Annotated in this window: 18 protein-coding genes and 1 pseudogene; 8 read left to right on the top strand and 11 right to left on the bottom strand. The window is 68.4% G+C overall.

What is annotated here, in order from left to right:
- Positions 1 to 402: 402 nt before the first annotated feature.
- The 3 genes from AC1DQP_RS04750 to AC1DQP_RS04740 all read right to left on the bottom strand — a co-directional run bounded on the left by AC1DQP_RS04750 (position 403) and on the right by AC1DQP_RS04740 (position 3,454).
- Positions 403 to 1,815, bottom strand: a complete 1,413-nt coding sequence (locus AC1DQP_RS04750; RefSeq protein ID WP_478051181.1) for an amino acid permease — start codon at positions 1,813 to 1,815, stop codon at positions 403 to 405.
- A 152-nt stretch (positions 1,816 to 1,967) separates the two neighbouring features.
- Positions 1,968 to 2,378 carry a hypothetical protein gene (locus AC1DQP_RS04745; protein ID WP_457318090.1) on the bottom strand — a complete coding sequence of 137 codons (411 nt, stop codon included), beginning with the start codon at positions 2,376 to 2,378 and terminating at the stop codon, positions 1,968 to 1,970.
- An 80-nt stretch (positions 2,379 to 2,458) separates the two neighbouring features.
- Complete coding sequence (locus AC1DQP_RS04740; RefSeq protein WP_478051180.1) at positions 2,459 to 3,454, bottom strand: aldo/keto reductase; 996 nt, start codon at positions 3,452 to 3,454, stop codon at positions 2,459 to 2,461.
- A gap of 145 nt (positions 3,455 to 3,599) precedes the next feature.
- Between AC1DQP_RS04740 and AC1DQP_RS04735 the strand changes: the two genes are divergently transcribed.
- A complete protein-coding gene (locus tag AC1DQP_RS04735) occupies positions 3,600 to 4,502 on the top strand; it encodes a LysR family transcriptional regulator (protein ID WP_457318088.1) in 903 nt (300 codons plus the stop codon).
- Between the two features lie 5 nt (positions 4,503 to 4,507).
- Here AC1DQP_RS04735 and AC1DQP_RS04730 read toward each other — a convergent pair whose 3' ends face one another.
- The 3 genes and pseudogenes from AC1DQP_RS04730 to AC1DQP_RS04720 form a co-directional block, all read right to left on the bottom strand.
- A complete protein-coding gene (locus AC1DQP_RS04730) occupies positions 4,508 to 4,876 on the bottom strand; it encodes a hypothetical protein (protein WP_256776101.1) in 369 nt (122 codons plus the stop codon).
- Between the two features lie 173 nt (positions 4,877 to 5,049).
- The gene (leuE, locus tag AC1DQP_RS04725; RefSeq protein WP_256776102.1) at positions 5,050 to 5,676 is read right to left on the bottom strand and encodes a leucine efflux protein LeuE; all 627 of its coding nucleotides are present in this window, start codon (positions 5,674 to 5,676) and stop codon (positions 5,050 to 5,052) included.
- A 13-nt stretch (positions 5,677 to 5,689) separates the two neighbouring features.
- A pseudogene (locus tag AC1DQP_RS04720) lies at positions 5,690 to 6,660 on the bottom strand (LysR family transcriptional regulator).
- A 91-nt stretch (positions 6,661 to 6,751) separates the two neighbouring features.
- On the opposite strand from AC1DQP_RS04720, the gene AC1DQP_RS04715 reads away from it, so the two are divergent.
- A complete protein-coding gene (locus tag AC1DQP_RS04715) occupies positions 6,752 to 7,759 on the top strand; it encodes a zinc-binding alcohol dehydrogenase family protein (protein ID WP_457318849.1) in 1,008 nt (335 codons plus the stop codon).
- Positions 7,760 to 7,806: 47 nt separating this feature from the next.
- A complete protein-coding gene (nfsB, locus tag AC1DQP_RS04710; protein ID WP_457318847.1) occupies positions 7,807 to 8,460 on the top strand; it encodes an oxygen-insensitive NAD(P)H nitroreductase in 654 nt (217 codons plus the stop codon).
- Positions 8,461 to 8,466: 6 nt separating this feature from the next.
- Here nfsB and AC1DQP_RS04705 read toward each other — a convergent pair whose 3' ends face one another.
- Positions 8,467 to 9,081 carry a glutathione S-transferase family protein gene (locus tag AC1DQP_RS04705; protein ID WP_457318845.1) on the bottom strand — a complete coding sequence of 205 codons (615 nt, stop codon included), beginning with the start codon at positions 9,079 to 9,081 and terminating at the stop codon, positions 8,467 to 8,469.
- Here AC1DQP_RS04705 and AC1DQP_RS04700 point away from each other — a divergent pair.
- From AC1DQP_RS04700 to AC1DQP_RS04685, 4 genes are all read left to right on the top strand, one after another.
- Positions 8,995 to 10,578: a DNA recombination protein RmuC gene (locus tag AC1DQP_RS04700; protein ID WP_457318843.1), complete on the top strand. Its 1,584-nt coding sequence runs from the start codon at positions 8,995 to 8,997 to the stop codon at positions 10,576 to 10,578. The two genes, AC1DQP_RS04705 and AC1DQP_RS04700, sit on opposite strands and share 87 nt — an antisense overlap.
- A gap of 74 nt (positions 10,579 to 10,652) precedes the next feature.
- On the top strand, positions 10,653 to 11,021 hold the full coding sequence (locus AC1DQP_RS04695; protein ID WP_256776108.1) for a hypothetical protein: 369 nt from the start codon (positions 10,653 to 10,655) through the stop codon (positions 11,019 to 11,021).
- Positions 11,022 to 11,077: 56 nt separating this feature from the next.
- Positions 11,078 to 11,638: a glutathione peroxidase gene (locus AC1DQP_RS04690; protein WP_457318841.1), complete on the top strand. Its 561-nt coding sequence runs from the start codon at positions 11,078 to 11,080 to the stop codon at positions 11,636 to 11,638.
- Positions 11,639 to 11,737: 99 nt separating this feature from the next.
- Entirely contained in the window at positions 11,738 to 12,028 is a 291-nt protein-coding gene (locus AC1DQP_RS04685; RefSeq protein WP_256776110.1) for a DUF6916 family protein, read from the top strand.
- Here the strand turns inward: AC1DQP_RS04685 and AC1DQP_RS04680 are convergent.
- From AC1DQP_RS04680 to AC1DQP_RS04665, 4 genes are read right to left on the bottom strand one after another with little or no spacing between them, the layout of a single operon-like run.
- Positions 12,021 to 12,584: a GNAT family N-acetyltransferase gene (locus AC1DQP_RS04680; RefSeq protein WP_478051179.1), complete on the bottom strand. Its 564-nt coding sequence runs from the start codon at positions 12,582 to 12,584 to the stop codon at positions 12,021 to 12,023. The two genes, AC1DQP_RS04685 and AC1DQP_RS04680, sit on opposite strands and share 8 nt — an antisense overlap.
- On the bottom strand, positions 12,584 to 13,123 hold the full coding sequence (locus AC1DQP_RS04675; protein ID WP_256776112.1) for a phage tail protein: 540 nt from the start codon (positions 13,121 to 13,123) through the stop codon (positions 12,584 to 12,586). Before AC1DQP_RS04675 ends, AC1DQP_RS04680 begins: the two co-directional genes overlap by 1 nt.
- A 30-nt stretch (positions 13,124 to 13,153) precedes the next feature.
- Positions 13,154 to 13,684: a phage tail protein gene (locus AC1DQP_RS04670; protein ID WP_256776113.1), complete on the bottom strand. Its 531-nt coding sequence runs from the start codon at positions 13,682 to 13,684 to the stop codon at positions 13,154 to 13,156.
- 52 nt (positions 13,685 to 13,736) lie between these two features.
- Complete coding sequence (locus tag AC1DQP_RS04665; RefSeq protein ID WP_457318835.1) at positions 13,737 to 14,270, bottom strand: phage tail protein; 534 nt, start codon at positions 14,268 to 14,270, stop codon at positions 13,737 to 13,739.
- Between the two features lie 269 nt (positions 14,271 to 14,539).
- On the opposite strand from AC1DQP_RS04665, the gene AC1DQP_RS04660 reads away from it, so the two are divergent.
- Positions 14,540 to 19,825 carry a putative Ig domain-containing protein gene (locus tag AC1DQP_RS04660; RefSeq protein WP_478051178.1) on the top strand — a complete coding sequence of 1,762 codons (5,286 nt, stop codon included), beginning with the start codon at positions 14,540 to 14,542 and terminating at the stop codon, positions 19,823 to 19,825.
- Positions 19,826 to 19,827 lie beyond the last annotated feature (2 nt).

The raw sequence follows: 19,827 nt of genomic DNA, 5'->3' as shown, positions 1-19,827 counted from the left end.
CCTTTATTTCGCCTCCAAGGGCATGGGCGCCCAGCGCCCGACCCACCGACGAACGTCAGAGAATCCTCGCTCCCCGCTTGTGCCGCAAGCCGAGCCCCKTAGCGGCCGSTAGGCYCCTGGGCAAAATAAAGGAGGAGGCCGCTCCGCGGCCGGGGGACATTTGCGCCAGGGGCCTACCGGCTGCTACGGGGCCCACACGCTCGCGACCAGCCCGATCGGAGACGCCAGCCCATCCCAGCGGCCTGCACACCCGGCCGCCCGCGTAGCGTCGTGCTCACGCTGCGACGGCCCGTGCAGCAAGACGCTCCCCTCAGATGGGGGAAGAACCAAAGAAAAAGGCAGGCCCTTGGGCCTGCCTTTTCCTACCGACGTGCCGCCCCGAAGGTCAGACGGCGCGATGCCTCATTGCTTGCCCAGCACCGCATTGCGACGCCCGTAGGCGAAGTAGGCGACCAGGCCCAGGATGTTCCAGGCCAGGAAATACAGCTGGGTCTTGCTCGGCAGGCTGAAGAACAGGTACACGCAGCCGATCACCGCCAGCGGACCGACCACATAGGCCAGCGGAGTGCGGAACTTGCGCACGCGGTTCGGCTCGCGCTTGCGCAGCACCACCAGGCACAGGCCCACCGCGGTGAACGCGGCCAGCGTGCCGGCGTTGGCCAGTGCGGCAATTTCATCCAGGCGGGCCACGCCGGCCAGCGCGGCGACCAGCACCGCGGTGAACAGCGTGGTCGCAATCGGCGTGCCGGTGCGCGCGCTGACCTTGGACAGCCCGCGCGGCAGCAGGCCATCGCGCGACATGACGAAGAAGATGCGGCTCTGCCCGTACAGGAAGGCCAGCAGCACCGTCGGCAGCGCGATCACCGCCGCCGCGCCGATCCACTTGGCCGCGCCCGGGCTGCCCAGCTCGCGCAGGATCAGCGCCAGCGGCTCGGCGCTCTGGCCGAAGATCGTGTAGCTCATCGCGCCGACGGCAGCCAGCGCCACCAGCACGTAGATGATGGTGCAGCCGACCATCGAGCCGATGATGCCGATTGCCAGGTCGCGGTCGGGCTTCTTGGTCTCTTCGGCGGCGGTGGAGATCGCATCGAAGCCGTAGAACGCGAAGAAGATGATCGCCGCGGCAGCCATTACGCCATGCTCGACGCCATCGGCACCCACCGACTTGGCGAAGCCGAACGGCATGAACGGCTCCATGTGGCCGGTGTCGAAGTGCGGCAGGGCAATGGCCACGAACACGGTCAGCGCGATGATCTTGACCACCACCAGGATCGCGTTGAGGGTGGCGCTTTCCTTGGTGCCGGCCATCAGCATGCCGGCCACCACGAAGGTGATCAGCACCGCCGGCAGGTTGATGAAGCCGCCTTCCACGTGCGGCCCGGCGGTCAGCGTCAACGGCAGGTCGATGCCCCAGCCATGCAGGAAGCCGACCGCGTAGCCGGACCAGCCGACCGCCACCGTGCTCACCACCAGCGAGTACTCCAGGATCAGGCTCCAGCCCACCACCCACGCCACCGTCTCGCCGAGCGCGGCGTAACTGTAGGTGTAGGCGCTGCCGGCCGCCGGCATCATCGTGGCCAGTTCGGCATAGGACAGCGCCGCACACGCGCAGACCGCACCGGCGATGGCAAAGGAGATCAGCACGGCCGGGCCGGCCAGGTTGGCGCCCACCCCGATCAGGGTGTAGATGCCGGTGCCCACGATCGCACCGATAMCCAAGGCGATCAGGTGCGGCCAGCTCAGGGTCGGAACCAGTCGCCTGCCGGCTTCATGGACGGTGACTTGGTCAAGGGACTTGCGCCGGAGCAGTGACATGGGGCCTCGCGGTGGATGACTGTTAACGACAAGTCTGCGAGTTTTACCGAACGCGGTGCAGCATTACTACTGCCAAGCGTCCCACGTGGGCGCGCTGTGCACCTGACTGGGATTGGGGTGACGAWACCGGCACAAACGTGGCCGACACCCGGTCAGTCCCAGTGGCAGCCGCTGTCGGTCATCGCACCGATGTCTTCGCTGAAGCGCGTCTGCCGCCCGTTGCGCGCGTTGGTGTAATCGAAGCCGTAAATGCGTGCACCCTGGGTGGTGATCGCGTACTGCCCGGTCACCTTGCCGTCCAGGTGCTCTTCCCACACCGCGTCGAACTGCCAGGGACGGCCTTCGGCCATCTCGCTGCCTTCGTTGGACAGCCGGGTCAGGCGCAGCCATTGGGTCTTGCCGGCGTAGCGCACGAAGCTCACCGGTGTTGCGCCGGTGTCGCCCTCGGGCAGCTTCCACTCCAAGTGGATCTGGTCGGCGTTGCCGCCGGTCAGGCAGCGGACCTCATCGGCGTGGGCTGGGGCGACGCCCAGCAGCAGGGGGAGCAGGGCAAGCCAGCGCATGGTGGAGGTCCGTTCGGGCGAAGGGCGCGCCATTGTCCCCCATCCGCCCCGGTGTATTGCCGGGGCGGGTGGGCGCACCCTCAGCGATTCAAGATCGCCATCGCCGCTGCCGCGTAGCGTTGGCCGGCGGCGGCGTTGGCCGGGAAGATCGCGTCGATCTGCGCCAGCTCCGCCGCACTCAACTGCACCTGCAGCGCGCCGAGGTTTTCKTCCAGGTAGGCGATCCGCTTGGTGCCGGGGATCGGCACCAGGTCCTCACCCTGCGCCAGCACCCAGGCCAGGGCCAGTTGCCCCGGGGTGATGCCCTTGCTGCGTGCCATCGCGGTGACCGCATCGACCAGCGCCAGATTGCGGTTGAAGTTGTCGCCCTGGAAGCGCGGCGACTGGCGGCGGTAGTCGTCTGCATCGACGTCGGCCAGGCTGCGGATGGCGCCGGTGAGGAAGCCACGGCCCAGCGGCGAGTAGGGCACGAAGCCAATATCCAGCTCGCGCACGGTCTCCAGCACGCCGTTGTCCTGCGGATCGCGCGACCACAGCGAGAACTCGGTCTGCACGGCGGTGATCGGATGTACCGCATGGGCGCGCCGGATGGTGGCCGCCGACGCTTCGGACAGCCCGAGGAAGCGCACCTTGCCCTGCTCGACCAGCCGCGCCATCGCGCCGACGGTGTCTTCGATCGGCACGCTGGCGTCCACGCGGTGCTGGTAGTACAGGTCGATGTGGTCCACGCCCAGTCGCTGCAGGCTGGCCTCGCAGGCGGCGATCACATACTCCGGGCGACCATCGACACTGCGTGCGGCGCTGTCGCTGGGTTCCTGCTTGATCCCGAACTTGGTGGCCAGGAAAACCTGGTCGCGGCGATCGGCGATTGCCTTGCCGACCAGCACCTCGTTGGTGTGCGGGCCGTACATGTCGGCGGTATCGAGCAGGGTCACGCCGCGTTCCAGCGCACGATGGATCACCGCGATGGCGTCTGCGTCACTGCCGCGCCCGCCGTAGAAGGCGCTCATGCCCATGCACCCCAGGCCGAGTGCGGAAACGGTGGGGCCGTGGCGGCCAAGGGTGCGGGTCTGCATGGGGAAGCTCCGGGGAAGGGAAACAGGACTGGTCCGGCGCCCGTTATGCAGATGGCATGGGAGGTCGCCGGGTGCCCAGCATCCTCCCGTGGACCATGTGGATAAACTGGCTGCTCCTGCATCTTCCTTGAAGCCAGGCTTCACAATGAATCCCCAGCGTCCCCTGCCGGCGGTGGTCGCCTTCGCCCGCGTCGCCCACCATGCCAGCTTCACCCGCGCCGCCGACGAGCTCGGCGTGTCGCCGTCGGCGCTCTCCCAGACCGTGCGCGCGTTGGAGGCGGGCATGGGCGTGCGGTTGCTGCACCGGACCACGCGCCGCGTGGGTCTCACCGAACACGGGGCGCGCTTCCTGGAGGGGGTGCGGGTGGGATTGGCCCAGATCGATGCCGCCTTCGACGCGCTGGACAGCGTGCGCGATGTCCCGGCGGGCAAGCTGCGCATCAATGTGCCGCGCATCGCCGCCGAGCTGCTGGTACTGCCGCACCTGCCCGGTTTTCTCACCTTGTACCCGCAGGTGGAGGTGGAACTGTTCGTGGAGCCGGCGCTGGCCGATCTGGTTGCCGGCGGCTTCGATGCCGGGATCCGGCTGGGCGAGAGCCTGGCCCGCGACATGATCGCGTTGCCGATCGGGCCACTCGAGCGCCAGGTGGTGGTGGCCACGCCGGCCTACCTTGCCCGCCACGGCGTGCCCGCCACGCCGGCCGAACTGGTCGCCCACGAGTGCATCGTGCACCGGCTCAGCACGGGCCGCCGGATGCCCTGGGAGTTCACCCGCGAGGGGCGCGACGTGGAGGTCGAGGTGGCGGGGCGGCTGGTCTTCAACGATGCCGGCCTGATCCATGCCGCGGTGCGCGCCGGGCTGGGCATGGCACAGGGATTCGAGGCGCTGTTTGCCGATGACCTCGCCGCCGGACGGCTGCAATGCGTACTGCAGGACTGGCAGCAGCCGTTTGCCGGTTTCCACCTGTACTACCCGGCGCGCGAGCAGATGGCGCCCAAGCTGCGGGTGTTCATCGATCACCTGCGGCAGGCCATGCACGCGCGCTGACCCGCTCAGTCCGAGCGCGCCGGCGAGCCGGGCTGGAGCAGCGTTCGCAGCCAGTGGTCGCCATCGGGCAGCCCATGCGGAAACATCACCTGCGCATCGCCCGGGAAACGCTTGCAGCGCAGCCTGCCGTCGGCATCGAACAGGCGCCAGCCGTTGGCGATGCGTTCGGCATGGTCGATGTGTCGGCGCAGGGCCAGCACCAGGCTGGCGTGGCAGTCGAAGCGGGAGGTGCGCAGATCGATCCGGTCCAGCGGCTGCAGGCCGGCGAGGATGCGACCGACCGCCGGATGGCCCAGATCGATGCGGCCGGTGGCCATGCCGAGCAGGCGCTCATCGTGGCCGGATACGTGCTGGACGAAATACACCGGGGACATCGGATCTCCGCGTGGACGCGGTGACCGCGACCGTTGGCACCGATTGGACACCCCGAGGGCGTCACGCGGAATCTCAAGTTATCGATTGAAAGATCTTGCTTGGATGATGCTACCTATTCGCGTTTCTGCCCACGCCATCCGCCACGCCGCGCATCGCTACGCAGGGCAGCGCCTCAGCCACTGACGCCGAGGCGCACGCCAAACCCGACCAGGAAGATGCCGGCAACCCGTCTCAGCAAAAGCCCTACACGCGGATGCTGGAGAATCCTACGACGCAACAGGTTGCCTACTCCGATCAGCACCGAGCAGTACGCCAGCCCCAGCACGAAGATGATCACCGCCATGGTCGCGAACGTTGCCACGCCCTGGTGCCGCGCCGGATCGATGAACAACGGCAGGAACGCCATGTAGAAGATGATCGCTTTCGGGTTGAGCAGATTGATGAGCACGGCCTGGCGGAAGTAGTGGCCCGGTTGCAGGCGGATGCCGCCTTCCTCGCCGCTGCTGCGGGGCCGGCGCAGCAGGCCGATGCCGATCCACACCAGGTAGGCCGCGCCCAGGTACTGCACCGCGTGGAACACCAGCGGGTTGGCCTTGAGCAGCGCGGCCACGCCCGCCACCGCCAGCCACATCAGGATCTGGTCGCCCAGCAGCAGACCGAACAGCGCGGTGTAACCGCCGCGTACCCCGCCGCGACCGGTCGCGGTGAGCAGGGTGAACGTACCCGGGCCCGGCAATGCCAGGAACACCAGCACGGCAGCGACAAAGGTCCACAGGTCCTGGATGCCCATCCACGGCATGGCGGCGACTCGACTACGGGGGTGCGCCATTGTCCGGCACGGCCCGGTCCACCGATAGCGTCAGCCGGGCAGGCGGGGCAGATCCTTCAGCAGCGGTTGCAGGCGTTGTTCGAACATCGCATGCAGCTGCCGGATGGCCGGGGAGAACTGCTTGCGATGCGGGCACACCAGGTTCAACGGCAGGCTGTCGCCGGCGCCACCGAGCAGCACCTGCAGGCGGCCGGCGCGGACATCCCCGCACACATCCAGCCAGGACTTGAACACGATGCCTTCGCCGGCCACGGCCCAGCGCCGCACCACATCGGCATCGTCGCAGACCATGTTGCTGCGCACCGGCACCACCACCCGGCGGCCATCAACCTCGAAGTTCCAGCGGTCGTAGGCGCGGCCGGCCAGCTGGTAGAGCAGACAGTGGTGGTCCTTGAGCGCCTCCAGGGTGGCTGGCGCGCCGTGCCGGGCCAGGTAATCGGGAGAGGCCGCCAGTACCCGGCGGTTGCCCGGCAGCAACGGCAGGGCGACGTAGCTGGCGTTGTCGAAGCGACCGAGCCGGAAAGCGATGTCGACCGGGTCGCGGAACACATCGGCAACCTGGTCGGACAGGTGCAGGCGTAGCTGCAGCCTGGGATGCGCCGCGCGGAATTCGCTCAACCACGGCAGCAGCACGTTGCGGCCCAGGTCCGACGGCGCGGCCACCTGCAGCACGCCGCGCAGCTCGGCGTCCTCGCCCCGCACCCGCGCCTGGCCTTCGCTCAGGGTGGCCAGCACCTCCTGCGCATAGGGCAGGTACAGCGCGCCTTCGGCGGTCAGGCGCAGGCTGCGGGTGGAGCGCACGAACAGGCGCAGATCCAGCTCGCGTTCCAGCCGCGCCACGGCCGCGGCGACCTGGCCGGGCAGCAGGTCGGCCTCGCGGGCGGCATTGGAGAAGCTGCCCAGCGCCGCCGTACGCACGAACAGCCCCAGGTCGTCGATGCGGACCATTTTCATTCCTGCAGTGAAAGTGCTGCCCGATTTTGCGCCTTTCTGCCGGCCGGGGTGAAGCGCAGGCTGTGGGTCTTCCCGAACGGACTTGCCCTCGATGAAAGCAATCGCCTATACCCAGCACGGCCTGCCGATCAGCGACCCGCGCGCGCTGCAGGACATTACCCTGCCGATCCCCAGCCCCGGCCCGCGTGACCTGCGCGTGGAAGTACGGGCGATCTCGGTCAACCCGGTCGATACCAAGGTGCGCAACGGCGTGGCCGTGGACGAACCGCGCGTGCTCGGCTGGGATGCGGTCGGGATCGTGGACGCGATTGGCAGCGAGGTCAGCCTGTTCCAGCCCGGCGATGCGGTGTTCTACGCCGGGGCGATCGGCCGTCCGGGCAGCAATGCCGAGTACCAGCTGGTGGATGAGCGCATCGTCGGGCACAAGCCGGCCAGCCTGGACGATGCCGCCGCTGCGGCATTGCCGCTGACCGCGATCACCGCCTGGGAGCTGCTGTTCGATCGGCTGTGCATCCCCGAGGGCGGTGGCCAAGGCCAGACCCTGCTGGTGATCGGCGCCGCCGGTGGCGTGGGTTCGATCCTGATCCAGTTGGCGCGTCAGCTGACGCAGCTGACCGTCATCGGCACCGCGTCGCGTCCGGAGACCCAGGACTGGGTGTATGCGTTGGGCGCCCACCATGTGATCGATCATTCGCAGCCGCTTTCCGATGGCCTGCAGCGTCTGGGCATCGACGCCGTCGCGCACGTGGCCAGCCTCACCCACACCGACCAGCACTACGACCAGATTGTGGCCGTGCTGGCGCCGCAGGGCCGGCTGGCGCTGATCGACGATCCGGGCCAGCTGGATGTGATGGCGCTCAAGCGCAAGAGCCTGTCGCTGCACTGGGAGTCGATGTTCACCCGCTCCAGCTTCAACACCCCGGACCTGCAGCGTCAGCACGACCTGCTCGAACGTGTCGCCGCGCTGGTCGATGCCGGCGTGCTGCGCACCACCCTGGGCGAGCACTACGGCCGCATCAATGCCGCCAACCTGCGCCAGGCCCATGCACTGATCGAGAGCCAGCGCGCGCGCGGCAAGCTGGTCCTCGAAGGCTTCTGAGTCCCCCTGCACCCCGCACCCCTGTATCCCCCACGGAACCGATCCACATGACCCTCGCACCGGTGGCGCGCCGCCGCCACACCACCAAGGCCTACGACCCCACTCGCGCRCTGCCGCCAGCGGTGCTGCACGATCTGCTCGACGTGCTGCACCACGCGCCCTCGTCGGTGAATTCGCAGCCCTGGCATTTCCTGGTGGCTGCCAGTGATGCGGCGCGTGCGCGCATCGCCCGTGCCACCCAGCCCCACCAGCCGTTCAACACGGCCAAGATCACCGACGCCTCGCACGTGATCGTGTTCGCCACCCGCACCGGCATCGACGATGCCTACCTGGCGCAGATAATCGAACAGGAAACCGCCGATGGCCGTTACCCCAGCGACGAAGCGCGCGAGGGCCAGCGCGGCGCACTGCACCACTTCGTGGACCTGCACCGGCATACGCTGGGCGATGTGGAGCACTGGATGCAGAAGCAGACGTACCTGGCGTTGGGCACGCTGTTGCTGGCTGCCGGCGTGCATGGCGTGGACGCCACCCCGATGGAAGGCTTCGATGCCGCGGTGCTGGATGCCGAGCTGGGCCTGCGCGAACGCGGCCTGACCAGCGTGGTGCTGGTGGCGCTGGGCTACGGCAGCGAGGCCAACTTCAACGCCGACCTGCCCAAGTCGCGGCTGCCGCGCGAACAGGTGTTCACCCACCTCTGAGGGCTGTCAGGGCACGCCGTTGTCCACGTGCAGGGCGAAGCCCGGACGTGGCCGCAGGCGCGCGAACCAGGCGTCCACGGCCGGCAGTGCCGGTTTGTCGCCCGGGGTCAGGCGCCATCGCTGGGTCGACAGGCCCAGCACCACGTCGGCCAGGCTGAACCCGGGCCCGGCAACGTGCGCACCGGTGTGCGCCAACTGCGTGTCCAGCACGCCCATCAAACGGTGCCATTGCGCGAGGCTGGATGCCGCCGCCGCCGTATCTGCGTAATCCGGATGCCGGCGGACGCCGGCCATGAACGCATAGCGCCATGCGTTGTTGAGATCGGTGGCCTGCCAGTCCATCCACTGTTCCACCCGCGCCCGTGCCTGCGGTGCCTGCGGCAGGAGGTCGTGCCGCCCTTCGCGGGTGGCCAGGTAGCGGCAGATGCTGTTGGACTCCCACAGCACGAAGTCGTCATCGCGCAGTACCGTGCAGCTCCAACATGGATACGCCCGGCGCAGCCAATGAGACCGGCTCAGCCTACACTTGCCGTCATGCAAACCGAATTCCTCATTCTCGGCGGCCTGGTCTGTGCCGTCCTTGTCCTGCAGCTGGTGGTCCTGCTGCGGCGTTCCCAGCATGGCGGCCTGGAGCAGAGCCTGCGCGAAGAGGCGCGGGTGGGCCGCAGCGAACTGCGCGAGCAGCTCGAAGGCCTGGGCCGGCAGCAGGATGCGCGGCTGGAGACCTTCGCCCGCGCGCTGACCGAGCTGTCCACCCGCACCGACCAGCGCCTGGACCTGCTGCGCGACGCGCTGGGCGAAGACGCGCGCAAGGCCCGCGAGGAAGGCACCCAGGCCCAACAGCGCACCGGTGAACTGCTGGCCCTGCGCCTGCAGGACATGCGCGCACAACTGGAGGTCTTCGGCCATCAGCAGCAGGCCCGCATTGAAGCCTTCGGCCAACAGCTGGTGGAGCTGACCACCCGTACCGACGGGCACATGGCCGCGCTGCGCCAGGCCCTGGCCGAAGACGCGCGCAAGGGGCGCGAGGAAACCGCACAGTCGCAGCAGCGCCTGGCCGAATCGCTGGGCCAGCGCCTGCAGGACATGACCCAGCGCAACGAGACGCGCATCGGCGAAATGCGCGCCACGCTCGAGCAGCAGCTCAAGAGCCTGCAGAGCGACAACGCCGAAAAGCTCGATCAGATGCGGGTCACCGTCGATGAAAAACTGCAGACCACGCTGGAAGCTCGGCTGGGTGCCTCGTTCCAGCTGGTCTCCGACCGCCTGGAACAGGTACAGCGCGGGCTGGGCGAAATGCAGCAGCTGGCCACCGGCGTGGGCGACCTCAAGCGGGTGCTGACCAACGTCAAGAACCGCGGCAGCTGGGGCGAAGTGCAGCTGGACAACATCCTCGAGCAGACCCTCACCCAGGAGCAGTACGCGCGCGGGGTGAAGGTACGCCCGGACAGCGGCGAGATCGTCGATATCGCCGTGCGCCTGCCCGGCCGCGGGCATGACGACACCCCGGTGTGGCTGCCGATCGATTCCAAGTTTCCGCGCGAGGACTACGAACGCCTGCTCGATGCGCAGGAACAGGGCGACGTCGACGGCGTGCGCGTACAGGGCACCCAGCTGGAACGCGCGATCCGCATCCAGGCCAAGTCGATCTGCGACAAGTACATCGCGCCGCCGCACACCACTGATTTCGCGGTGATGTTCCTGCCCACCGAGGGTCTGTACGCCGAAGTGATCCGCCGTCCCGGCCTGGTCGACCTGCTGCAGCGCGAGCACCGGGTGGTGGTGGCCGGACCGACCACCGTCACCGCGCTGCTCAACAGCCTGCAGATGGGCTTCCGTACGTTGGCCATCGAACAGCGCTCCAGCGAAGTGTGGGGCCTGCTCGGGGCGGTCAAGAGCGAGTTCGGCAAGTTTGCCGGCATCCTCGAAAAGGCCGAGAAGCAGATCAGCACCGTCGGCCGCAGCCTCGGCGAGGCCAGCCGCAAGACCCGCACCATCGAACGCCGCCTGCGCGGGGTGGAGTCGCTCAGCGCCGAACAGAGCCAGGAGCTGCTGGAGGAGATCCCCGGCGAGGACGAGGACAGCGCGGCAGACGAGCGGGCCGACGCGGCGGAGTGACACGTGGCGTACATGCAATGCATGCAGGTGATCGCGCATGCTATGGCATCTGCCGATCGTTCAAGGAAGCCCGCATGCGCCTGACCCTGTTGTTGTCCCTGCTGTTGGCCCTGGCCGGCTGCGCCAGTACCTCGCCCTCGCCCGAAGACGCCGCATCGGTGGCCGCCGCGACGGCGGCCAAACAGGCTGCCGACTGCGCCGCCAGCGGCGGCGCGCTGCAGCCGCTGGGCCGCCTGCAGCGCGTGCAGTGCGTGGTGGCCTATCCCGATGCCGGCAAAACCTGCAGCGCCAAAGCCGAGTGCACCGGCCAGTGTCTGGCGCAGGGCCAGGTGGCACCGGGCGCCAAGGCCACCGGCCAATGCCAGCGCGATGTCAGCCAGAACTTCGGCTGCCGTCAGCGCATCGACGGCGGCGTGGCGATCGGCACGATCTGCGTCGACTGACATTCCCATGGCATCGCCATCGCGTGCCTCCCTTTTTCCAATGCAAGGAACCTGCAGTGACCCAGACCGTCTACGACATCCCCGTCAACACCATTGAAGGCCAGCCGTCCTCGCTGGCCGATTACCGCGGCAAGGTGCTGCTGGTGGTCAACGTCGCCTCCAAGTGCGGCCTGACTCCCCAGTACGAAGGCCTGCAGAAGCTGTACGCCGACAAGCACGACGCGGGTCTGGAAGTGCTGGGCTTCCCGGCCAACAACTTCCTGGCCCAGGAGCCGGGCAGCGAGGCGGAGATCCAGCAATTCTGCCAGCTGGAATACGACGTGAGCTTCCCGCTGTTCGCCAAGATCAGCGTGGCCGGTGCCGATACGCATCCGCTGTACCAGCAGCTCACCGCTGCCCAGCCGGCCGCCACCGGCGAAGGCCCGATGCGCGAGAAGCTGCAGGGCGCGGTGGCCAAGTACCCCGAGCTGGTGGTCAACCCGGCGCCGGGCGTGCTGTGGAACTTCGAAAAGTTCCTGGTGGGCCGCGATGGTCAGGTCATCGCCCGCTTCGCCCCGGACGTGCCGGCTGACGATGCGCGCCTGGTGGCGGCGATCGACGCGGCGCTGGCGGCCTGATCCACGCGCGGTGCATCGCGTGGCGCTTGTGCGCGCCACGCGATGCAGCGAGGATGTTCGATGCCGCTACGCCTGCGGTACGTGACTGGGGAACGGGACATGGAGTTGTTGACGCTTGAACACTTTGCCGGTTGCGTGAACGAGACGTTCGCCGCCGAGTTCGATGGCATGCAGATGGAGTTCGTGCTGGTCGAGGCGCGGCCACTGCCGCAGACGCGCGCGGATACCGCACGTGCGCCGTTCTCGCTGCTGTTCCGCAATGGCGCGCCGATCGTCTTTCCGCAGCAGATCTATCCGATGCGGCATGCGCGGGTGGGCGAGGTGGGCATCTTCCTGGTGCCGATCGCGCAGGAACGTGCCGGCTTCCTGTACCAGGCCGTGTTCAACTGAGGGGACGGCGCGTGGGCTCCCAGCGCATGGGCAGGTAAAGTTCGCCCGCCGCCGCCGCCGAGGTGGCGACAAACCCCATCCGCTGGTACAAGCGCAACGCAGCGTGGTTGTGCTGCATCACATGCAGCCGCAGCGCGCGACCGCGTCCCGCACAGGCCTGTTGTTGGCAACCGATCACCGCCGTGCCGATACCGGTGCCGCGCGATGACGGCAGCAGGCTGATGTCCACGATGAGATCTTCCTCACCTTCTTCATCGACATAGAAGCGCCCCACCGGCTGGTCTTCGCGCAGGATCGCCAGGTAATGCGCGCGCGGGTGCTGGGCCAGGTAGTGCTGGTGCTGGGCCACGAACTGCTGCGACAGGAACTGCCACTTGGCAGCGTCCGGCCAGGGCACCGACCGGAGTTCCTCTTCGCGCGTGCTCGCATACAGCYGCACCAGCCAGGGCAGGTCATCGCCGCGCAGCGCGCGCCATTGCCAGCCGGTGTCCCCGGCGACCCCGGCCAGCGCTGGGCGCCGCTCCGGAGGGAACGGCGCCAGCGTCGCGGGCAGCATCAGTCGAACGCAGGGTAATCGCCCTGCAGGGCAATGCAGAAGTTCACCGCCAGGTAGGGCTGCTGGTTGTTGTGTGGCTGGTTGCCACCGCTGTTGGGTAGCAGCATGGACGGGGACAGCGGCGTGTCCGGCGTTGCATTGCTGAAGGGCTTGACGGCGTTGGACCCGGGCTGGGAAAGACCACCACCGGCAACCGGTACGCCGCTGCGCTTACTGGTGTCGGTCTGCGCGAACGCGGTCAGCGTGTGCGCATGTGCGGGCATTTCCAATGTGCTCAAGGCCACCTGGGAGACGCCGAACGTGTCGCCGATCGAGCGGGGGGTCAGGCCGTTGCCGGTGCCCGTCCCTCCACCAGCGCGGGCGCTGAAGTTGGGCAGCTGGAAGGTGACGGTGCCGTTGCCGCCGTACTGGATGCCGAGCAGCGAAAACAGGGCGGTGTTCTGCTGGATCGCCAGCGTAGCGCCGTTGCAGAACGCCCATCCGTTAGGGGCGAAGTTGAAGCCGAACGGCTGGATCTGTCCGATGTAAGGTTCGGTCATGTCGGTTCTCTGGGCGTAACGAAGGAAGGGTCAGGGCTGCTGCGGGAAGATGCCGGCCCAGGCGATGCAGTACTGCACCGTCAGGGTGGGCATGCAGTTCTCGTGCGCCTGGTTGCCACCGCTGCTGGTCACGGCCAACGCCTCCATCGCCAGTGCGGTCGCCCCGTTGGTGTCGGTGACATAGAAGGTCTCGCCACTGACGGCGCCCGGTATCGCGGTGGCGGCGGGCGCCTCCAGCGTGGCCACCCCGCTGGAGACCGACAGCGCATGGGTGTGGGCCGGCATCTGTGGCAGGGTCAGCGTGACCGACTCGGTTCCGGACACCACGCCCAGCGGGCGATTGCTGAGCCCCGGGCCCTGGCCCATGTGCACCGGCACGCGGCCGCGCATGTCCGGCACGGCGAAGGTGCTCTGGCCGTCACCGCCAAAGGTCGTGCCTAGCAGCGCGAAGAGCACTTCGTACTCTGCGATCGGTATCAGTGCGCCGTTGCAGCCAAGCCATCCACTGGGAACGCGGTTGAATCCGAACATACGGATTTCGCCGACGAAAGGTACGCTCATCTGATCATGCTCCTTGTGAGTAACGCATGGCCGGCAACGGCCGGCCCCGTGATCAACTGCGGGAGGGGAAGATTCCCTGCAGCGCGATGCAGAAGTTGAGCGTGGCGTAGGGCTGCATGTTCGGATGGGGCTGGGTGCTGCCTGCCGGGGCGACCGACGACGGTGCCTGTGCAACCAGCGCGCCACCCTGGGCTGCATACAGCTTGGTCGTGCCGCCGCCAGCGAACGTGCGCCCGGTGGGGTTGCGGTTGTCGCCGGCAGCGGCCACGCCCACGACCTGGTGGCCATGCGCAGGCAACTGCGTGGGCAACAGGGTCACGTTCTCGGTCCCGGCCTGCTGACCGATCTGCATGGCCGGCGGCTGCCATGCTCCATCGGCCGATAGCGCATACGCGACGGGCGTGCGCCCGCGCATATCCGGCAGGCCGAAGGTGGTGACGCCATTGCCGCCGTACTGCACGCCCAGTAGTGAAAACAAAGCCTGGTTCTGGTTGATGGGCAGCAATTGCCCGTTGCATTGCGCGAAATACTTGGGTGCAAAATTGAACCCGGCCATCATGATCTGGCCGATGAAGAATTCGCTCATCTGATCCCCCTTGGATGCTGAGCGCGGCGCCGGACTGGCGCGCAGCTACTCTGAACGCCATTCAGGCTGTTCACAAGTCCCGTTGCTGGGGGCCTTTCTTCGACACGGGGACTCTGTTCCAATGGCGCCAAAGGGGGGAGGCGTGGAATGCCTGCCGCTGGCGACGTCAAGGAACGACGGGAGCATCATGCTCCCGGGGCAGCCGGCACGGGACGCGCACCTCGATGTTGTTCTGCATCCAGGTGGATTCTTTCCAAGGGGGAAAGGTCATGGCACTCCGTACCCGATACGCGCGTACCGCGCGTGTTTTCTCGACCGTGTTCGTCCTGTTCTGCGCCGCGCTGTGCTGGTCCAGCGCCGCGTGGGCCGCGCATACCTCGTCGATCTGTCCGGCCCAGTCGGCAACCGTGGGCAATGGCGGCACCGTGGCGATCAACGTCACCGCCTGCGCCAATCCGATCGCCTTGGCCGGCGAGGGAGCCGTGGACGGCCCGCAGCTGCCATCGCACGGCACCGCCAACCTGCGCATCACCGGCGGCAGCTGGTTCGTCGACTACGGTCACAACGGCGACGCCGCCACCAGTGATGTCTTCGAATTCTCCGACACCGATGGCGACATTGTCCGGGTCGCGGTCACCATCACCCCGGCCAACTCCACGATCGTGGTCGCACCGGCCGCGCTCACCCTGACCGCCGGCACGGCGGTATCGCAGACGCTCAGCGCCAGCGGCGGCACTGCACCGTATACCTTCACGCTGCAAGCCGGTACCCCGCCGGCTGGCATCACCGTCAACGCCGGTGTGATCAGTGGCACGCCCACCCAGCGCGGCGCGTACACCTTCACCGTGCGCGCCACCGATGCCACCTCGGCCACCGCCGACAAGACCTACAGCGGCACGGTGCAGAATCCCAGCCTCACCCTGTCACCGACCGCCGCCACGGCCATCCAGGGCGTGGCGTTCTCGCAGACGCTGACCACCATCGGCGGCGTTGCGCCCTTCGCCTACGCGATGGAAGCCAGCAGCCTTCCCACCGGGTTGTCACTCTCTGCAGGCGGGGTGATCAGCGGTACCGCCACGGCAGCCCCCGGTACCTATCCGGTGACCATCCGCGTCACCGACAGCAGCACCGGCACCGGCACCTACTTCGAGGTGGAGAACTTCACCCTGACGGTGAGCGCGGCGCCCAGCGTCAGCATCGCCGTGGCACCGGCCAGCGTCAGCGAGGATGGGGGGACCAACCTGGTCTACACCGTCACCCGCAGCCTCAACCTGTCCTCGCCGACCGTGGTCAACCTGACCACCGGCGGCACGGCGACCAGTGGCGTGGATTACACCGGCGGCGTCGCCACGGTGTCCATTCCCTCGGGCGCCACCACTGCCACGGTCACCATCAACCCGACCGCCGACGCTACCGTGGAAGCCGACGAAACGGTGATTCTCACCGTCGCTGCCGGCAGCGGCTACACCGTCGGTGCGCCGGCCAGCGCTACCGGCACGATCCTCAATGACGATGTGCCCACGGCATCGATCACGGTGTCCCCGGCCACGGTCAACGAAGACAGCGGCACCCCGCTGGTCTACACCGTCACCCTGGACCAGCCGAGCCTAGTGCCGCTGTCGATCGCCTACACCGTCGGCGGTACCGCCACCAGCGGCACCGACTACGCGGCGGTGTCCTCGCCGCTGTCGATTGCAGCCGGGGCCACCAGCGGGACGATCACCGTCACGCCCACGGCCGACAGCAGCGTGGAAGCCAATGAGACCGTGGTGCTGACGCTGGCTGCAGGCACCGGTTATGGCGTCGGCGCACCGACAAGTGCGACCGGCACGATCCTTGACGACGACCAGCCGGCGTTGAGCATCAATGACGTCAGCCTCAATGAAGGCGACAGCGGCACCACGGCGTTCACCTTCACCGTGTCGCTCAACGCGCCGGCGGGCCCGGGCGGGGTCAGCTTCGACATCGCCACCGCCAACGGCACCGCCACCGCCGGCAGCGACTATGTCGCCCAGGCACTGACCGGGCAGACCATTGCGGCGGGAAGCAGCAGCGCGACCTTCACCGTGCTGGTCAACGGCGACACGTTCAACGAACCCAACGAAACTTTCCTGGTCAATGTGAGCAACGTCACCGGTGCCACCGTCGCCGACGCGCAGGGCCTGGGTACGATCGTCAATGATGATGCGCTGCCGTCGCTGTCGATCAATGACACCTCGGTAACCRAGGGCAACGCCGGCACGGTCACCGCCACGCTGACGGTGACGTTGTCGGCGGCCAGCGGGCAGACGGTCTCCGTCAACTACGCCACCGCCAATGCCAGCGCCGTCGCGCCCACCGACTACGTCAGCGCCAGCGGCACGCTGACCTTCGCACCCGGCGCGACCACCCAGACCATTGCGGTCACCGTCAACGGCGACACCACGCCGGAAGCCGACGAGACCTTCGCGGTCAATCTGACCGCACCCACCAATGCCACCCTCGCCGATGCGCAGGGCATCGTGACCGTGCTCAACGATGACCAGCCGGTCACCGTCGCGCCGGCGGTGCTGCCGCCTCCGGCGATCGCCGTTGCCTACAGCCAGACCATCGTCGCCAGCGGCGGCAGTGGCAGCTACAGCTATGCGGTCACCACCGGCTCGCTGCCGCCGGGCCTGACCCTGAGCGCGGGCGGGGTGCTTTCCGGTACACCCACCGCTGGCGGCTCATATCCCTTCACGGTGACCGCGACCGATACCAGTGCCGCGCCGGGTCCTTACACCGGTGCGCAGGCCTACGTGCTCACCGTGGGTGCACCCACGCTGGTGCTGCCGGGTGGCCCACTGCCGGGGGCGACGCTCGCCCAGCCGTATACCGTCACCGTCGGCCCGGCCAGCGGCGGCACCGCGCCGTACTCCTATGCGATCACCGCCGGCAGCGTGCCGCCGGGATTGAACCTGGCCGGCACCGGTGTGATCAGCGGGACGCCGACCACGCTGGGCACGTTCAACTTCACCGTTACCGCCACTGACAGCAGCACCGGCGTGGGTGCACCGTATTCGGTCAGCACCGCGATGGCGATCACCGTGGCCGATGGCCTGCCGGTCGCTGGCAATGTCAGCACCTCGGTGGCCTACGGTGCGCCGGCCGCGCCGGTGACGCTCGCGCTGTCGGGCGGGGCGGCCAATTCAGTGGCGGTCGGTACCGCACCGCTGCACGGCACCGCCACGGTGACCGGCCCGACCTCGATCAGCTACCAGCCGGCAGCAGGCTTCGCCGGCAGTGACAGCTTCACCTACACCGCCAGCAACGGCACCGGCACTTCAGCGCCGGGCACGGTGACGGTCAGCGTGGGCACCCCGACCATCACCGTCAGCGCCAACAGCGTGTTCTCGGCGGTGGCCGGCGTGCCTTACAGCCAGACCTTCACCTGGTCCGGCGGCGCTGCGCCTTACAGCGGCTACCAGGTGGCCAACCTGCCGGCCGGCCTGTCGATCACCGCGAGCACCGTCGACAGCGTCACCGTCAGCGGTACCCCGACCCAGGCCGGCAGCTTCAACCTGCAGGCCTCGGCGACCGACAGCAGCACCGGCACCGGTCCGTTCACCACCGGCCAGGGCTTCGTGCTGAACGTGGCCAGCCCGACCCTGACAGTGACCCCGGCCACCTTGTCACCGGCCACGGCGGGCAGTGCCTACCAGCAGCCGATCACCGCTGCCGGCGGCGTCGCACCGTACACCTACGCGTTGAACGGCACGCTGCCCAGCGGCGTGGCGTTCGACACAGGCACCGGTGTGTTGTCGGGTACGCCGACCCAGGCGGGCAGCTTCGCGCTGATCGTCACTGTCACCGACAGCACCACCGGCACCCCGGCCAGCGTGGTCCAGAACTACACGCTGCAGGTGGCCACGCCCACGCTGAGCCTGACGCCGGCCGCCGGCGCCCTGACCCCGACCACGGCGGGCAGCGCCTACCAGGTAGCCTTCGCTGCCGGCGGCGGCGTAGCGCCGTACACCTTCGCCATCACCACTGGCACCCTGCCGGCGGGCCTGGCGCTGGATGCTGCCAGCGGTCGCCTGTCGGGGACGCCCACCGCGGTGGGCACGGTTGCCTTCAGCGTGACCGCCACCGACAGCACCACCGGCACCCCGGCCACCGTGACCCAGGCTTACACGCTCAGCGTGGCTGCGCCGGTGCTGACGCTGACCCCGTCGACCCTGCCGGCCGGGTTGTTCGCCAACGCCTACCAGCAGCAGCTCTCCACCAGCGGTGGCACCGCCCCGTACACCTACGCGGTAACCACCGGCGCGCTGCCCGGCGGCCTGGCGTTGGCCGCATCCGGCGCGCTTACCGGCACGCCCACCGCAGCCGGTGCGTTCGCTTTCACGGTGACCGCCACCGATGCACTTGGCTTCACCGGCACGCGCGATTACACCGTGCAGGTCACCCAGCGTCCGGACCCGACCCGCGACCCGGAAGTGCGCGGGCTGCTGTCGGCGCAGGCCGATACCGCGCGGCGCTTTGCGACCTCGCAGATCGAGAACTTCCAGCAGCGCATGCAGCGCCTGCATGGGGCCAGCCGCAGCAACGGCTTCAGCAACAACCTGGGCCTGGCCTATGGGCCGCAGCGCTGTGATCCGGCGGTAGGCAGCCTGCCCGGCAGTGACTGCGACGCCCAGCGTCGCCAGCCGTTCGATCGGGAACCGGGGCTGGATGCGCCGGCCGCGACCGGCACTGGCGCGCAGGCAGCGCTCGGCCTGTGGGTGGGCGGTACGATCCGCACCGGCCGGACCAACGGACGCGGCAGTGCCGGCGGTGACTTCAACACCGACGGCGTCACCCTCGGCAGCGACCTGCAGGTCGGTGAGGACCTGGCCCTTGGCGTCGGCCTGGGCTACGGTCGCGACCGCACCGATGTGGGCGAGAACGGCAGCCGCAGCGATGGCCAGGCCTTCACCCTGGCGGTGTACGGCAGCTACAGCCCCGGCCAGCATCTGTTCGTGGATGCACTGTTGGGCCACCAGTTGCTGGACTACGACCTGCGCCGCTACGTGACCAGCGACGGCAGCTTCGTGCATGCCCGTCGCGATGGCAGCCAGTGGTTCGGTTCGCTGTCTGTCGGCGCCGACCTGGTCCGTGGCAGCTGGCAGTTCACCCCGTATGCGCGACTGGATGCCTCGCGCGGCACGCTCGACCGCTATGTCGAGCAGGGCAGCGACCTGTTCGCCCTGCGCTACGGCGACCAGGACGTGGACACCAGCACCGGCAACGCCGGCCTGCGCATCGAGACACGCAAGACCGCTGCATGGGGTGCCTGGACGCCGCAGCTGCGGGTGGAATACCAGCACGACTTCAGCAGCAGTGGCACCGCCACGATGCAGTACGCCGATCTGGCCGGGGTGCCGTTCTACCGGACCTCGCTGGACGGCTTCGACCGGAACCGCTGGATGCTGGGCGCCGGGGTGATGTTCGACTTCGGTCGCGACTGGGGCCTGCGCGTGGACTACCGCGGGCTGGTGGGCAGCGGTGAGGACCGCGACCACGGCGTGCAGATCAGTCTGGACAAGCAGCTGTAAGC

The organism is Stenotrophomonas sp. P5_A8 (genome assembly GCF_056400545.1).
Note: the sequence above shows the minus strand (reverse complement) of the source record. Positions and strands in the feature narration are given on the sequence as shown.

Excerpts from the sequence above, each read along its gene's own strand:
- AC1DQP_RS04745 (WP_457318090.1), bottom strand. The coding sequence starts at position 2,378 with ATGCGCTGGCTTGCCCTGCTCCCCCTGCTGCTGGGCGTCGCCCCAGCC.
- AC1DQP_RS04735 (WP_457318088.1), top strand. The coding sequence starts at position 3,600 with ATGAATCCCCAGCGTCCCCTGCCGGCGGTGGTCGCCTTCGCCCGCGTC.
- AC1DQP_RS04730 (WP_256776101.1), bottom strand. The coding sequence starts at position 4,876 with ATGTCCCCGGTGTATTTCGTCCAGCACGTATCCGGCCACGATGAGCGC.
- leuE (WP_256776102.1), bottom strand. The coding sequence starts at position 5,676 with ATGCCGTGGATGGGCATCCAGGACCTGTGGACCTTTGTCGCTGCCGTG.
- AC1DQP_RS04715 (WP_457318849.1), top strand. The coding sequence starts at position 6,752 with ATGAAAGCAATCGCCTATACCCAGCACGGCCTGCCGATCAGCGACCCG.
- AC1DQP_RS04700 (WP_457318843.1), top strand. The coding sequence starts at position 8,995 with ATGCAAACCGAATTCCTCATTCTCGGCGGCCTGGTCTGTGCCGTCCTT.
- AC1DQP_RS04705 (WP_457318845.1), bottom strand. The coding sequence starts at position 9,081 with ATGCTGGGAACGCCGCAGCAGGACCACCAGCTGCAGGACAAGGACGGC.
- AC1DQP_RS04695 (WP_256776108.1), top strand. The coding sequence starts at position 10,653 with ATGCGCCTGACCCTGTTGTTGTCCCTGCTGTTGGCCCTGGCCGGCTGC.
- AC1DQP_RS04685 (WP_256776110.1), top strand. The coding sequence starts at position 11,738 with ATGGAGTTGTTGACGCTTGAACACTTTGCCGGTTGCGTGAACGAGACG.
- AC1DQP_RS04675 (WP_256776112.1), bottom strand. The coding sequence starts at position 13,123 with ATGACCGAACCTTACATCGGACAGATCCAGCCGTTCGGCTTCAACTTC.
- AC1DQP_RS04670 (WP_256776113.1), bottom strand. The coding sequence starts at position 13,684 with ATGAGCGTACCTTTCGTCGGCGAAATCCGTATGTTCGGATTCAACCGC.
- AC1DQP_RS04665 (WP_457318835.1), bottom strand. The coding sequence starts at position 14,270 with ATGAGCGAATTCTTCATCGGCCAGATCATGATGGCCGGGTTCAATTTT.